The organism is Streptomyces sp. NBC_00335, from assembly GCF_036127095.1.
GTDB lineage: Bacteria > Actinomycetota > Actinomycetes > Streptomycetales > Streptomycetaceae > Streptomyces.
On sequence record NZ_CP108006.1, the window covers coordinates 5986930 to 6000406 of the forward strand.

A 13477-nucleotide genomic window follows, 5' to 3' on the forward strand; every position below is an offset into this window, starting at 1 on the left:
CGACCGCTACCAGGCCACGCATCACCCACACGAGCGCACAGACGTCCGCTTTACGGCCACAAAGAGGCCGCTCGATGTCCTCGCCATACGTCCGCTAAGAGGCCACGCTGATCCCCACCACCCGCTGAGACCGGCAGGGAGCACCCCCGTGGCACCACCAATCACACCGCACCCCTTACCCGCGCTGTCGACGCTGACCGAGCAGCAGGTCCGCGGCACCGCCTGCGTGTACTGCGGGATCCATCTCGACAACGGGGACGCCGTCGACCTCGGGGAGCGCCCGATCTCCCGAGCCGGGCAGCGCAGCCGCTGGTTCCCCCGGGCCTGCCCCCAGCACGGGACCGCGGCGTGACCGCCGGACGGATCTGCTGCGAGTGTCAGCAGGCCATCGTCGGCGAGGCCCGCGAGATCGTGCGGCACAGCGCGTCGGGCGTCCGCCCCAACGACTACGTGCACGTGGACCCCTGCCCGCCGTGGCGCCCGAGCCGGTCCCTCGTGGCCCGCTACCTGCCGCGCCACCCCTAGACCCCCGCCTCTCCGGCCGCGGCGGCAGCGGGAGAGGCGGGTATCCAGCCATTCGCATCGGAGTTCACTCGCATAAAGATTCGTGCGAACGTTCGATCGATCAGGAGTCAATCGGTGGGTAGGGCCTGACTGTTGGTGACGTCTTCGCAGGTGGCAGTTGCATATATGCGGAGAACCACTAGAAACCCGTGCATGAGGCAGGCAGACTGGGGCAATCGCACAGCGTGGCCGAAAGGTCTCTATGCGTTTGGCGGCAGCAAACTCTTCACCGATACGCGGAGGACGCAGGCGATGCGCATGAGGTTGCTGAACTTGGCGTCTGTCGTTCCACGCTCGATGCGCTGGATCGTGGACCTGTCGATGCCGGCCCGCTCCGCCAGTCGCTCCTGTGTCAGGTTCTCCTGAAGGCGTGCCACTCGGACGCGGTCACCCAGGGCTATCTGAGCTTCACGAATCCACTGATCTTGATCACCTGGCACCAGCCCAGGTCAGCTCAACAAGATCAACTTGTCAGCAGCAGAAAAGAAGCATCTTGTGATCAATGTCGATCGGTCGGCCGATCGGCGCATCCGCTTGGGCGGCCCGCCGTTGTGCATGGAGGGCTGCCCACCCAAGACGTGTCGGGAACTGCCCCGTGGACTAGCCCCCCTTACGGGTACCCGGCACAGCGTCCCCCGATCCGCTACCGTGGATCGGGGGACGCGTCATTTGCCCTCTCACCTGCAGCGATGAACGAGGTGAGTGGGAGCCAAATGGGAGTGGACCTTGCGCATCGAAACGACTTGAGGCGACTTGAATCGTCCGGAACCGACCGGAGGCGTCGAGGTTTCTGCAGGTCACGCTACGTGCGGACCTCTGATCAGGTGACATCCAACCGGTGAGGCGCCTCTTACAAAGCAGATGTCGGCGGTTCGAAACCGTCCGCGCCCACCAGCGAAAAGACCCCCCGCCGATCATGGCGGGGGGTCTTTTGCATCCACATCTGACACCAACGGGAGCGGATCGGGAGCGCCTCCCGCCCTCCTGAATCGAACTCGCCGAGTCACCCGGGGCCGGCGTCCGCCGCGAAGTCCTGGAAGAGACGGGCGTCGAGGTCGAGGTGGACGAGCTCACAGGGGTCTACGAGAACACCGTCGCCCTGGTTCCCGCTGCAGGCTGTCCGGCGGCACGGAGCGCACCTCGGCGGAGTCGACGGCAGTCGCATGGCTCGCCCCGGAGGAAGCCGCGGAGCAGATGCCCGAGGTCTTCGCGATCCACCTCCTGGACGCCTTGGACGCCTTGGACGACTCAGGCCCTCAAGTCCGCAGCCACGACGGCCGCCAGCTCTTCACGTCATGACCCGCGACGAGGCCGTGCTGCCGGCCCGGCAACTCATGGCTGCCGCTCCGGAGACCGAAGCTGAGGGCGGCGCGATCCTCGAAGCGCTGGAACGGGGTCTGCGGTGCCCACATATCAGCGACTACACCTTCTACCCGGGGCCCGGTCGGCACCCTTCCGCCGAGCAGGTCGTCGAACGAGCGGTGTCCTACGGCCCGATTGCGCTCTGATCCCGAGGGCATGCGGTAAGAGTTTCCCTACTTCATCAAGGGCACTTCCGCCGCCAAGGCGGCGTCGCGCGCCCGTCGCCCCGGGCCTGCGCTCCTGTCTACGCCCCGCTCCAGCCCGGGACGCCGGCCGCGCGCCAATGGCTAAGGACTCGATGGGGGAGGGCCTGGCCTGATCGGTCGGCTACCTGCCAAGACTGATGCCTCCGGCGGGGGCGCCGTGCGCGGGTGCCGGTGGATCGTGGCGAGCGTGGGGGGCTCCCATCCCATCTGCCATCGACCCAGGCAGAGCCGAGCAGACACGGGTCCTGGCGTCCAGGTCGTTCGTACAGTGGCGCGCTCCACCTGGACGCCAGGACCCGCGCCTGCTCCACGGTGTGTGGGTCGACGGCAGACGGGATGGGAGCTGGGCAGAGTGGTGGGTTGAGGGGGAGGATGCCGCCATGGCAGATGCACCGAGGCGCCCTCTCAGCGAGCTTCGACAAGGCGAGACCGTCCAAGCAACGATTACCAGTCACCAGCCTTACGGCCTCACGGCAGAGCTCAACGAATACGAACCGGTGGGCGCCTCGATGGATACGATTCGCCGCAGCAGCGAGCCGGGAGTGAAGCGGCTCGTGCTGGAGCTGCCGCCCGTGGGGGCGACTGTCGACCTAGTCATAGGCAAGGTCCGCGTCTGGGATCACAAGCCGTGGATATGGGTCGACCTCACGGCACCCAGTCCCGTCGAAGACTGACCGTGCCCCCGGCGTGCCCGATCGAGCGGGGAATACCGGGGAACGACGGTCATGCACGGACAGCGCACAGCACGACAGCCCCTGACCGATTTACCTGGTCAGGGGCCGTTCACCTGCGGTGGGTGTGGGATTTGAACCCACGGGCTGCCTCTACGAAGGCGTCGCGGCTGGCCCGGGCCTCTATTCGGCGCTGGTTCGTCCGTGCTCGATGGTCTGCGCTCTGGGCAGGATAGCCGGAGTGCGTGGTGTCGTTCAGTCGGCGGGTCGCGCTCCAGAACGCGTTCACTGCCTCGTAGAGCTCCCGTACGGCGGCGCCGACTGCTGGGGGGCCTTCCAGGAAGGCCACGTGCATCGTGCTCAAGAGCACTGCACGGTCTGCCCTTGCCTCATCCAGTAGCTGAGTGAACGCATCCGTGTCGCCGGCGACCGAGACCATGTCGCCGACCCTGCTGTGCAGTACTGCAGCGGCCTTCGCGAATTCGGCGTACGACTGGCGGCGCTGCTGGTACCTGTGCTCGACCTGCGCATGCCGCAGCTGGGCGGCCTGCATCTCACGGTTCAAGCGGGCTTGCGTTCTGGCGGCGACCGTGGTGAACCAGCCGGTGGTTGCGCTGGCCACGACGGCCGAGCCGGCAGCGATCACGGCCGTCCAGGTGGCATCCATCGTGCCGAGGGTAGGCGTGGTCTGATCCGGGGATGGCGTGGTTGTTGTGATTGGTCGGCGGTGGCCATCGGCTGAGCACCCATGGGCTGCTCGCGCCGTTCACGGCCGTGACGGGGTGGTTGGTGGGCGGGATAGTGGGGGTATGTGCCGATCGATTAAGACGTTGCGTCCGCCCGCGATTCCGGAGAAGGCGACCGAGGAGGAGATCCGGGCCGCCGCCTTGCAGTACGTGCGGAAGGTGTCCGGTTTCAGGGCGCCGGCCGCGCACAACCAGGAGGTCTTCGACGCCGCTGTTGATGCGGTCGCGGAGGCTACGAGGGAGCTGCTGGACGGGATTCACGTGAGGGGGGCGGGGGCGGCCGTGGCCGGGTGAGGGTCAGGCTGCTGCCGGGACGGCGGCCTCCTCCGGGGGACCACCGCCACGGGGCAGCCGGTGTGGAGCAGTACCGCGTTGGTGACGGAGCCCAGGCGCCGGGAGAGCGGGCGCTTGCGGTGGCGGCCGATGACGATGAGGTCGGCGGCCCGGGAGGCGGCGACCAGGTGGCCGGCCGCGTCGCCGGGCGCCGACAACTGCTCGATCTCCACCTCCGGGAACCGTTCGGCGTACGGGCGCAGGTGCGCGACGACGACCTGGAGCCGGGCCCCGCGCCGGGCCGCCGCGGAAGGCGAAGTCGGTGGTGCTCGGGTCGGGGGCCGCGCTGTTGAGGTCGAGTACGACCTGCCCGTTCGGGTCGTGCACCGGCGGCTCGGCGCGCGGGACGACCACCACGGGGCAGGCGGCCTGGCCGGCGCAGGCCATGCCGTTCGAGCCGAGGAGGAGGCTGGCGAAGCCGCCGCGGTCGCGCGAGCCGAGGGCCATCAGCTGGGCGCCCTCGCTCGGGGCCGGCAGTACCCGGTCGGGGGAAGTCCGGCATGGCCGTCGAGGGCCTCTCGGACCCGGATCAGTACGGGGTCGTCGTCGAGGCCGGGCTCGGCGAAGGCTTCGGACAGGGCTGCGCCGATGCTGTTTATGGAGAGGCGGGCGTGCGCGATGCGCAGCGGGGATCCCGTCATCAGGGCCTGGGAGATGGCCCATTCCAGGGCCCGGTGCCGTTCGCGGAACCGTCGACGGCGGCGATCACCGGGCGCGGGCTCTGGTCCATGGCGGGCTCCTCGGGAGGCAGCGGTGCGTGGACTCAGCCTTGCGGGAGGGGGCTCCGGACGGGAGTGGGGAAGGTCCCGAACGGGCGGGACCCTCGGCCACTCCCGTTGAGGGGAGGGGAGGGAGAGGGAGTGGGGGAGGGGAGCACGGGTTCGGGGTGGGTGGGGCGGTGGGTCGGGTCAGGAGGCGTGGCCCGTGCGGCGGCGCAGGATCCAGGCGCCCGCGCCCAGGGCGCCGGCTACCAGGGCGCCGCCGACGGCGATCTGGCCCGGGCTCATGGAGCCGACGCTGCCGCCGAGTCCGCCGCGGGCGGCGCCCGGGGTGATGTTCAGCGCCACGGTGACGCGCTCGCCGCCGGGGCCGCCGCACTCGAAGGTGACGGGATGTGAGCCGGCGCTGATGTTCCGGGAGGTGGTGGCCGCGCCGAAGAGGTTGGTGGCCTCGGCGTTGCCGGGGGTCAGCCAGACGTCGCCGAAGGCGCGGGAGGTGGCCTTGCCGGTGCGCGTGCCGCAGCCGGTGACGTTGAGACTGACCCGGCCCCCAGGGGCGACGTTGGTGGGGGAGACGCTGCCGGAGGGCTGCGCCTGGGCGAGGGTCGGTGGCGCGGCCGCGGCGAAGGCGACGGTCGCGGCGGCGACGGCCAGCAGGCGGGGGAGGGGGCGGTACCGGCGGGGGCTGTGGGGGGTGGCGGGCATGGAGAGGACTCCTCGGGCTCCGGGAACGGCGCGGCGCGGATTCGAGTACGCACCGTTCTCTGGACGCTAGGAGCCCGGCGCGGCCGCGGCGATCGCTGCCGGGTGAACGGGTGAGCCACTGCTCCGCTCGGGGGAGGCGGGCGGACTGGGCGGCGGGGGCGCGGCGGGGGCGGGCGCCGACGGTGGCCTGTCCGGGACTGGAGCCGGAGCCGGGGGATCGGAGTGGGGCACAGGTGGGTGCTGGTGCTGGTGCTGGTGTCGGTGGTGGTGGTCAGGGTGTGGGCCGGTGGGGCCGGGTGTGTGGCCTCTTAGGTGTGCGGGGCTGCGGCGATCGATGCCGGGTGAGGGCGGCTGAGCCGCCGTTCCGCCCGGGGAGGGGCGTCGGAAGCGTGGCCGGGGCCGTGCGCCAAGAGCCCGCGGCGGCTTGTCGAGGGAGTGAGCCCGGGGCGGTGGGGCCAGCGAGGGCGGGCTCGGGGTTGTGCGGCCGAGGGGATCCCGCGCGGGGGTGGTCGGGGAAGGGCTGCTGGAGTGGCGGGGGTGAGTGTGGGCGGGCTCGGGGCTGTGCGGCCGAGGGGATTTCGCGTGGGGTTGGTCGGGGGAGGGCGGCCGGAGCGGCCGGGGTGAGTGTGGGCGTGCTCGGGGTTGTGCGGCCGAGGGGATCCCGCGCGGGGTTGGTCGGGGAAGGGCTGCTGGAGTGGCGGGGGTGAGTGTGGGTGGGCTCGGGGTTGTGCGGCCGAGGGCATGCAGTGCGGGGTTGGTCGGGGGAGGGCTGTCGGGCGTGGGGGGTTAGGTGGCTGCGGCGGTGGTGGGGCGGCGGACCAGGAAGGCTGCCAGGGCGCCCGCGGCGAAGAGGGCGATCAGGGAGACCGCGGTGCCGAGCCAGGTGGTGCCCAGCCACTGGGTGCCGAAGTAGCCGAGGGCGATGCTGTAGCCGGCCCAGGCGATGGCGGCCAGGACCGACCAGGGCAGGAACTCCCTGATCTTGCGTTGGGTTTTGCCCGCGCCGAGGGAGACCACCGAGCGGCCGGCCGGGGCGAAGCGGGCGATCACCACCAGGGCGCCGCCGCCGCGCGCGAGGGCGGTGCCGAGTCGCTCGTGGGCCCGGGTGAGCCGGCGGGAGCGGGCGATGGCCCGGTCGAGCCGGGCCCCGCCCCGCCGGGCCAGCCGGTACGCGGCCATGTCGCCCAGTACCGAGGCGGTGACGGCCGTCACCAGCAGCGCCAGGATGTCCGGCACCTGGGACTGCACGGGTACGGGTCCCGCGGCCCCGGCCGCCGCCGCGGCGGCAGCCGCAGCAGTGATCACCAGCACCCCGCTCGGCAGCACCGGCAGGAACACGTCGAGCAGGATGGACAGCGCCACGAGGGCGTAGATCCATGGGCTCGAAGTCAGCGAGCCCAGAGTCTCAAGCAAAACGGGACTCCCCAGTCCGGTTGACGTGCCTCGGCGTGAGGCGCCGCGACGTCGCGGGGAGCGGCAGGGGCGGCTGACAGCGGAACAGCGTACGCCGGGTGTCCACGGACCGGACGCCCGGGGCCGTGCTCCGGCGTGACGGGTCGCCCCGGCGCCCCGCTCCGCCGCGCGTCAGCGGGGAGGCGTGAGGTCGCGTTCCAAGACCGTCACCAGGCGGGGGCCCTTGCGCGCCTGGTCCAGGCGCAGCCGCGCGGAGCGCCCCGACAGCGCGAGCGTCATGAGCTGGTTGCCGAACCACGGGCCGCCCGTACGCCGCCAGCTCAGCGGCGGCCGGCCCGTCCGGCCGTGCCGGGAGAAGCCCCGGCCCAGCCACCGGCCCAGCCGTGACCAGCCCAGCCGGAAGCCCCATTTCACGGCTGCGGGGATGGAGTTGTGGACCGGGGAACAGGTGAGCTGGAACACCTGCGCCGTGCTCGGTATTCGGGGTTCGGCCACATACGCGTGGTGCACGTCCCCCGAGAGCACGCACACCGTCGCCGGCGCCCGCGGGCCCGTGCCCACCTCCTCGATCAGGTCGCTGAGCATCGCGAACGAGGCCGGGAACGCCGCCCAGTGCTCAAGGTCGCTCCGCCGGCGCAGGTTCTCCCCGATCCGGGCCCACCGCGGGCCCCGCTCCCCGCGGCACAGCGCGGCATTCCACACCTCCGCGTCGTGCACGAGGGGTGGCATCAGCCAGGGCAGTGACGAGCCGATGAGGAGGTGGTCGTAACCCCCGTGTCCGGCCAGTGCGTTCTCGCGGAGCCACTGCCGCTCCGCCGGATCGAGCATGGCCCGCCCGTCCTCGGCGAGCACCCGGGCCGCTCGGGTGTCCACCATCAGCAGCCGGGACCGGCCGAAGTCGCGGCGGTAGCTCCAGCGCACCGTGGCCGGGTCGGCGTCCGCCGAGGTGGCGAAGGCCCGTAGGACGTCGGTGCCGTCGGGGGTCGCCCGGACAGCCTCGAACACGGGGTCGGCCGCCAGCTCGGCGGGGGAGAGGTTGCCGAGGTGCTGGTACACCCAGTACGACATCAGGCCGCTGACCACCCGCTCCTGCCACCACGGGGTGGCGCGCATCTCCGCCTGCCACGCGGCGCTGGTGTTCCAGTCGTCTATGACGTCGTGGTCGTCGAACATGTGCAGGCTCGGGACGGTGGACAGGAGCCAGCGGATCTCCGGGTCGAGCCAGGACTCGTAGTAGAGCCGGGTGTACTCCTCGAAGTCCGCGACCTGGGCTCCGGGGGCCTCGCGGAGGTCCCGCCGGGCCGCCAGCCACTGGCGGGTGGAGCGGGAGAGCTGGTCCGCGTACACCTGGTCGCCGAGGAGGAGCAGCACGTCGGGCCGCACCGCCTCCGGGTCGGCGGCCAGGTCGGCGGCGAGGGTGTCCAGCGCGTCGGGGCCGTGCGGTCCGCGCCGGTCGGCCGGCGGGGCGGCCTGGCGGCAGGAACCGAAGGTCAGGCGGAGGTCGGGAGCGGTCGAGGAGCCCGGTCGCCGCGCGGGCGGGGTGGTGATGGTGCTCGCGGGGAACGGGCTGTCCGGCAGCGGCCAGACCCGGAGACCGTCGAGGAGGACCTCGTAACCCGTGGTGGAGTCAGGGGTGAGGCCGGTGACGGTGATCAGGGCGTAGTGGTGGCCGGCTATCTGGAAGGTGTGGACGCTGCCGCCGGAGCCGTCGGCGCAGCGCACCTCGGCGGTGCACGGGCGGTCCGCCTCGATCCATAGCGTGGCGGAGTCGCCCGCGTCCCAGTCGACGTGGCGCAGCAGCGGTCCCAGGCGCAATGCCCCCATGCAACTCCCCCTCCTTCTTCCGGCCTTGCCGTTCGATCACGGTACGACGGGGAGGGGGCGGTCCACCTCCCCCTGGCGGGGGAAAGATCCTTGGCCAAGGGTGGGGTGGGGTGGGGGTGTCAGCAGGCGTTGAGGATGTTGACCAGGGCCGTCTTCTCCGTCGAGTCCATGCTCAGGGCCCAGTACTGCTTGACCCCGACCCACATGCGCGCGTAGGTGCAGCGGTAGGCGGTGCGCGGCGGCAGCCACTTGCCGGGGTCGAGGTCGCCCTTCGCCTGGTTCACGTTGTCGGTGACGGCGATGAGCTGGGGGCGGGTGAGGTCGTTGGCGAACTGCTGGCGCTTGGCCGTGGTCCAGGAGTTGGCGCCGGAGCGCCAGGCCTCGGCGAGGGGGACCATGTGGTCGATGTCGACGTCGGAGGCGGCCGTCCAGGTGGCGCCGTCGTACTCGGAGTACCAACTGCCGCTGACGGCCGCGCAGGCGGAGTCCTGGACCACGCCCGAACCGTCGCGCTTGAGGACGGTCTCTCGGGTGTTGCAGGTGCCGGAGACGGTGCTCCAGTGGGGGAAGAGGTCGCGGCTGTAACCGCTGGTGGAGCCCTCGGTCTTCGGGGTGACCGTCGCGAGGTAGGAGCGGGCGGCCGCGGCGCTGATGGGGGTGGGAGGGGAGGCGGCGGCGGTGGGGGCGGTGAGGAGGGTGGTCAGGGAGGCCACCGCGAGTATGGACGCGAGCGTGCCGAGTCGACGCGCGTAGACGGAGGGCGTGGAGGGGTGCCTGGAGGACATGAGGGGCTCCTGGGTGGGGGTGGCCGGGTGAGTGGCTGTGCTGTGGGGCGTGGTCATGCTGGCCGCGCCGGGTTTCGAGGTGATGGGCGCGAGGTGACAGTCTGAAGGCATGAGCATGTCATGGCGAGGTTGATGACGAGCCTTGGGGCGGGGGGAGTTGGGATTTGGGATGGGGCGGGTGGGAGTGGCACTAATGTCCCGGCCCTGGTTCCGGTCCGGGTTCCAGCTCCGGGCCTGGCTCTCGTTCGGGGCACGGTTCGAGTCCCGGTCCTGGTGACGGCCCCGGTCCCGGTCCCGGTCCGGATTTCGTGTCCGCCTCGGCGGCGGGGCCGGGCGTGGTGGCCGTAGCGGCAGTGGACATGGCAACGGCGCCGCGCCCGGTCGTTTCGGGGGCGGCGCCGTGATCTGGGATCAGAGTCCGGTGGTGAAGTGAGTGTTGCGGACTGAACCGGAGCTGTAGGTGGTCCGGTCCTTGCGCAGCTGCTCCGTGCGCTCCAGCTCGATCAGGAGTCCCTCCGTCGTCGCCGAGCGGCGGCGCCCTTCCCGGCGCATCACCTTGACGACGGCGTAGATTCCCACGATCCCCATCAAGGCGAAGAGGACAATCAGTTCGGTCATGACATTTCCCCCGCGGTCCGCTCTCGGCCCGTGCGTTCCGGTGATCCGGTGCGCCCAGGCCGACCGTACCTTCCATTGTCAGACCTGCCTGCGAGGCTGAGGCCATGGAGACCACGCTGCAACTGACCATCGACTGCGCCGATCCCCGGGTGATGGTGACGTTCTGGACCGAAGCGCTGGGTTACGTGCCGGAGCCGGCGCCGGACGGGCATGCGACGTGGCGCGCGTACTGGGAGGGCATGGGGGTGCCCGCGGAGGAGCTGCCCGAAGGGGTGGGGGATTTGGCGGAGTCGATCGTGGATCCGACCGGGCGGGGGCCCCGGGTGTGGTTCCAGCAGGTTCCGGAGGCCAAGGCCGGGAAGAACCGGGTGCACCTGGATCTGAAGGTCAGTGGGGGGCGCGGGGTTCCGATGGAGCTGCGGACGCGGCGGGTCGACGAAACGGTGGAGCGGCTCACGGGGGCGGGGGCGACTGTGCTGCGCGTGCTGGACGAGCTGGAGACGCACTACGGGGTGGTGCTGCAGGACCCTGAGGGGAACGAGTTCTGCGTCGCTTGAGCCGGCGGGGGTGGAGCGGGGCGCGGGGGCGCGGGGCGGTTTGGCCGGTGAGGCGTGGCCGGTGGGGTGGACCCGCCGGGCAGGTCGGACTTGGCCGGTGGGGGCTTGTCCGTGGGGTCTGGCCGGGTGGGTGGGCCCGGCCACTCGACTGGGTGAGGCCCGCTCAAGGCGGGGCGCTTGGGGCGGCGGGCGCCCTGCTGTCGGGTTGCGGAGGGCCTGGGCCTGGCGGGGTGAGTCGCGCCGGTTGGGCCTGACTGTCCGGGCCCGAATGTCCGGGGTGAGGGTGCCTGCCCCTGGGGTCGGCTCCTGGCCCACGTCCAGCAGCATTCCGTCCGGGGCACCAGCAGGGCGTCGGTAAGCGACTCCCCGGGGGCCGAGCGGGGGTGGCCGGGTCTGGTCGACCGGGCGCGTCGGCTGGGTTAGATCGTCTGGAGGGTGAGGGTGATGGAGCCGTCGGGGGAGGTGGCAAGGGCGACGGCGGTCAGGTCGAGGACGCGGGCGGTGGGGCCGTGGGCGGCGGCGCGGGGGCCGACGCCGATGACCCGCATGCCCGCGGCACGGCCCGCGGCGATGCCGGCGGCCGAGTCCTCGAAGACGATGCAGTCGGCCGGGTCCACGCCGAGGGCGGCGGCGCCCATCAGGAAGCCCTCCGGGTCCGGCTTGCTGGCCTGCACGGATTCGGCGGTGATCCGGACCTCGGGCATCGGCAGGTCGGCGGCCGTCATCCGGGCCGTGGCCAGGGCCGCGTCGGCGGAGGTGACCAGGGCGTGCGGCAGGGTACTGAGGGCGGCCATGAAGGCGGGAGCGCCACCGATCGGGACCACGCCCTCGGTGTCGGCGGTCTCGCGGGCGAGCATCACCGCGTTCTCGGCGAGGTTCTCCTCCATGGGGCGGTCCGGGAGGAGGATCGCCATCGTGGCGTAGCCCTGGCGGCCGTGGACCACCTTGAGGGTTTCCTGGGGATCCAGTCCGTGGGTGACGGCCCAGTCGTACCAGCAGCGCTCGACCACCGCGTCCGAGTTGACGATGGTGCCGTCCATGTCCAGGAGCAGGGCCTTGGCGGTCAGGACGGCGGTGGTGGCGGTGGCGCTGGCCGGCATGGGAGGGGCTCCAGACGGGACGGGAAAGAGAACAAGTGGTTCCGTCCACCGGTCAGGGAGTGAGGACGGAACCACTTTGTTCCTGAACAATACAAAAGAGGGAGGGGTGCTTGCTACCTGATCCGGTGTGTTCTATCCCTCCAAGGCGCGGCGGGTCGCCGGACCGTAGACGCCCCAAGGGTCCTCGTCGATGTCGTTGTAAGCCTGGAACGTAGAGACCGCGGATTCCGTACGCACGCCGTACTTGCCGTCGTACTTGCCGCGGTAGATGCCCTGCGCTGCCAGCAGGCGCTGGAGCTTCTCCACCTCGGGGCCCGAGTCCCCGTACCGGAGGGTCGGCGCCGAAGGGGGCCGGGAGGTCGGCGCGGAGGAGCGGCTCGGGGTGGGGGACGGGGTCGGGGATGGGGCGGCCGAAGGGGTCGTCGAACGGCTCGGGGTGCGAGACGGCGAGGCGGACGCGGACGCGGACGGGGACGCCGACCGGGAGGGGCTGGGGGTGGTCGACGGGGGCGGGCCGGTGCTCTTGGCGGGCTGCGACGGGGCGACCTGGGTGAGGCTGATCAAGGGGGAGGACGGCTTCGCGTCGAGGAAGGTGGTCTCCGGTGCGCCGGAGCCCGAGAAGGCCCTCAGGACGAGGACGGCCACGCCGATCACCGCGGCGGCGGCAGCGGTGATGGGGAGCGCGCGTATGCGGCGCCGCGGGGGTCCGGAGTCGTGCGGGCCGTCCGCTCCGGCCATCCCGTGTGCCCCGTACCCGTGAGCCGGGCCGGCCTGCTCCCACGTGGGGGTCCCCTGCGACCCGTGCGAGGTGTGTGCCCCGGGCCCGGGCGTCGCGTACGGCTCGTACGCCGGGATCGCGCGCAGCTGCATCGTTTCATCGGGCAGGGAGGCTACGGGTGTCCCGTACGCGGGAGTCTCAGCCTCGGGCGGCAGCGGCGTGGTGCGGGTGGGGCTGGTGGGCTGTGCGGGGGTGTCGGCGGACCCGGCGTACGGCGACGGGGTGCCCGCCGGGCCGGGGTGTGGCGGCAGGCCCGCTGCTTGGCCCGGGTTGGCCGCGGGAATCGGGGCGTCAGGGCGCGTGGTGGTGCCCGCCGGGTGGGCGTGGGGCGTAGCCGTGTCCGCGGGGCGAGGGGTCGCGCCGGTGCTCTCCGGGCCGGGGTACGGGGAGGTGGCCCCCGCCCGGTCGGGCACCAGGGTGTACGCCGGGCCGGGGTATGACGGCAAGCCGGGTGTCCGGCTCGGGTGCGCCGCGGGATCCGGGGAGTCGGGTCGCGTGGTGGTGCCCGCCGGGTCGGTGTGGGGGGTAGCCGTGTCCGCGGGGCGAGGGGTCGCGCCGGTGTTCGCCGGGCCGGGGTATCGCGGCAGGCCGGGTATCTGGCCTGGGTGTGCCGTGAGGCCAGCCCGGTCGGGGGCAGGCGGGGGAGTGCCGGGTGCGCCGCGGGGCGTGGTGCCCGCCGGGTCGGTGTGCGGCGGAGTGCTGTCCGACCAGGCCGCGGGCGGGGGTGCCGTGCCCGCCTGGCCGGGGCGTGGCGTGGTGCCCGCCGGGTCGGTGTGCGGCGGAGTGCTGTCCGACCAGGCCGCGGGCGGGGGTGTCGTGCCCGCCGGGCCGGGGTGTGGCGTGGTGTCCGCCTGGCCGGGGTGTGCCGTCGTGTCCGCCTGGCCGGGGTGTGCCGTGGGGTGCGGCGGGGTGGGGGCGGGTGGGGGTGGGGTGGCGTTCGGGAGGGATACGTAGGGGCGGACGCGCAGGGGCTGGAACCCTGGTGCGCAGTCGCAGGCCCCTCCCGTTCTGCTGCATTCCGGACATTGCTCAGTGCTCACTCGAATCCCTCCCCTGGCTGCTGCCTGCGATTATGCAGACCCCCGGTAACCCGCCC

The 13477-nt window shown here is 72.1% G+C and carries 17 protein-coding genes and 2 pseudogenes; 7 read left to right on the plus strand and 12 right to left on the minus strand.

Going from position 1 to position 13477, the window contains the following annotated elements:
- The first annotated feature begins 148 nt into the window (after window positions 1-148).
- Together OHA37_RS27185 and OHA37_RS27190 are read left to right on the plus strand one after the other, a co-directional pair.
- Window positions 149-352: a hypothetical protein gene (locus OHA37_RS27185; protein ID WP_266909191.1), complete on the plus strand. Its 204-nt coding sequence runs from the start codon at window positions 149-151 to the stop codon at window positions 350-352.
- Complete coding sequence (locus OHA37_RS27190; RefSeq protein WP_266909192.1) at window positions 349-525, plus strand: hypothetical protein; 177 nt, start codon at window positions 349-351, stop codon at window positions 523-525. The genes OHA37_RS27185 and OHA37_RS27190 overlap by 4 nt, the downstream gene beginning before the upstream one ends.
- Before the next feature lie 239 nt (window positions 526-764).
- On the opposite strand, the gene OHA37_RS27195 is transcribed toward OHA37_RS27190, so the two are convergent.
- Window positions 765-1004, minus strand: coding sequence for a helix-turn-helix domain-containing protein (locus tag OHA37_RS27195; protein ID WP_266909193.1), 240 nt, complete (start codon window positions 1002-1004; stop codon window positions 765-767).
- A gap of 548 nt (window positions 1005-1552) precedes the next feature.
- On the opposite strand from OHA37_RS27195, the pseudogene OHA37_RS27200 reads away from it, so the two are divergent.
- The 3 genes and pseudogenes from OHA37_RS27200 to OHA37_RS27210 form a co-directional block, all read left to right on the plus strand.
- A pseudogene (locus OHA37_RS27200) lies at window positions 1553-1863 on the plus strand (NUDIX hydrolase); the annotation flags it as partial.
- The gene (locus OHA37_RS27205) at window positions 1860-2072 is read left to right on the plus strand and encodes an e9imm peptide (RefSeq protein ID WP_266909194.1); all 213 of its coding nucleotides are present in this window, start codon (window positions 1860-1862) and stop codon (window positions 2070-2072) included. The pseudogene OHA37_RS27200 and the gene OHA37_RS27205, both read left to right, overlap by 4 nt.
- A gap of 440 nt (window positions 2073-2512) precedes the next feature.
- On the plus strand, window positions 2513-2806 hold the full coding sequence (locus OHA37_RS27210) for a hypothetical protein (protein ID WP_266909195.1): 294 nt from the start codon (window positions 2513-2515) through the stop codon (window positions 2804-2806).
- A gap of 109 nt (window positions 2807-2915) precedes the next feature.
- Here OHA37_RS27210 and OHA37_RS27215 read toward each other — a convergent pair whose 3' ends face one another.
- Complete coding sequence (locus OHA37_RS27215; RefSeq protein WP_266909196.1) at window positions 2916-3470, minus strand: hypothetical protein; 555 nt, start codon at window positions 3468-3470, stop codon at window positions 2916-2918.
- Between the two features lie 142 nt (window positions 3471-3612).
- On the opposite strand from OHA37_RS27215, the gene OHA37_RS27220 reads away from it, so the two are divergent.
- The gene (locus OHA37_RS27220; protein ID WP_266909197.1) at window positions 3613-3843 is read left to right on the plus strand and encodes a DUF2277 domain-containing protein; all 231 of its coding nucleotides are present in this window, start codon (window positions 3613-3615) and stop codon (window positions 3841-3843) included.
- Here the strand turns inward: OHA37_RS27220 and OHA37_RS40825 are convergent.
- The 8 genes and pseudogenes from OHA37_RS40825 to OHA37_RS27250 form a co-directional block, all read right to left on the minus strand.
- Complete coding sequence (locus tag OHA37_RS40825) at window positions 3807-4085, minus strand: universal stress protein (RefSeq protein WP_443046330.1); 279 nt, start codon at window positions 4083-4085, stop codon at window positions 3807-3809. The two genes, OHA37_RS27220 and OHA37_RS40825, sit on opposite strands and share 37 nt — an antisense overlap.
- 199 nt (window positions 4086-4284) lie before the next feature.
- Window positions 4285-4329, minus strand: a pseudogene (locus OHA37_RS40830) (hypothetical protein); the annotation flags it as partial.
- Entirely contained in the window at window positions 4329-4523 is a 195-nt protein-coding gene (locus tag OHA37_RS40835) for a hypothetical protein (RefSeq protein ID WP_443046221.1), read from the minus strand. The gene OHA37_RS40835 and the pseudogene OHA37_RS40830, both read right to left, overlap by 1 nt.
- Before the next feature lie 267 nt (window positions 4524-4790).
- The gene (locus OHA37_RS27230) at window positions 4791-5306 is read right to left on the minus strand and encodes a hypothetical protein (RefSeq protein WP_266909198.1); all 516 of its coding nucleotides are present in this window, start codon (window positions 5304-5306) and stop codon (window positions 4791-4793) included.
- A 786-nt stretch (window positions 5307-6092) separates the two neighbouring features.
- The gene (locus tag OHA37_RS27235) at window positions 6093-6719 is read right to left on the minus strand and encodes a DedA family protein (protein WP_266909199.1); all 627 of its coding nucleotides are present in this window, start codon (window positions 6717-6719) and stop codon (window positions 6093-6095) included.
- A 171-nt stretch (window positions 6720-6890) separates the two neighbouring features.
- The gene (locus OHA37_RS27240; protein WP_266909200.1) at window positions 6891-8543 is read right to left on the minus strand and encodes an alkaline phosphatase D family protein; all 1653 of its coding nucleotides are present in this window, start codon (window positions 8541-8543) and stop codon (window positions 6891-6893) included.
- A 119-nt stretch (window positions 8544-8662) separates the two neighbouring features.
- Window positions 8663-9328 (minus strand): HNH endonuclease family protein, encoded by a 666-nt coding sequence (locus tag OHA37_RS27245; protein WP_266909201.1) that lies wholly within the window; start codon window positions 9326-9328, stop codon window positions 8663-8665.
- Between the two features lie 411 nt (window positions 9329-9739).
- A complete protein-coding gene (locus OHA37_RS27250; RefSeq protein WP_266909202.1) occupies window positions 9740-9946 on the minus strand; it encodes a hypothetical protein in 207 nt (68 codons plus the stop codon).
- A gap of 104 nt (window positions 9947-10050) precedes the next feature.
- On the opposite strand from OHA37_RS27250, the gene OHA37_RS27255 reads away from it, so the two are divergent.
- Window positions 10051-10503 carry a VOC family protein gene (locus OHA37_RS27255; protein WP_266909203.1) on the plus strand — a complete coding sequence of 151 codons (453 nt, stop codon included), beginning with the start codon at window positions 10051-10053 and terminating at the stop codon, window positions 10501-10503.
- Window positions 10504-10922: 419 nt separating this feature from the next.
- Here OHA37_RS27255 and OHA37_RS27260 read toward each other — a convergent pair whose 3' ends face one another.
- Window positions 10923-11603 carry an HAD-IA family hydrolase gene (locus OHA37_RS27260; protein ID WP_266909204.1) on the minus strand — a complete coding sequence of 227 codons (681 nt, stop codon included), beginning with the start codon at window positions 11601-11603 and terminating at the stop codon, window positions 10923-10925.
- Between the two features lie 132 nt (window positions 11604-11735).
- Window positions 11736-12827, minus strand: a complete 1092-nt coding sequence (locus tag OHA37_RS27265; RefSeq protein WP_266909205.1) for a peptidoglycan-binding domain-containing protein — start codon at window positions 12825-12827, stop codon at window positions 11736-11738.
- Window positions 12828-13477 lie beyond the last annotated feature (650 nt).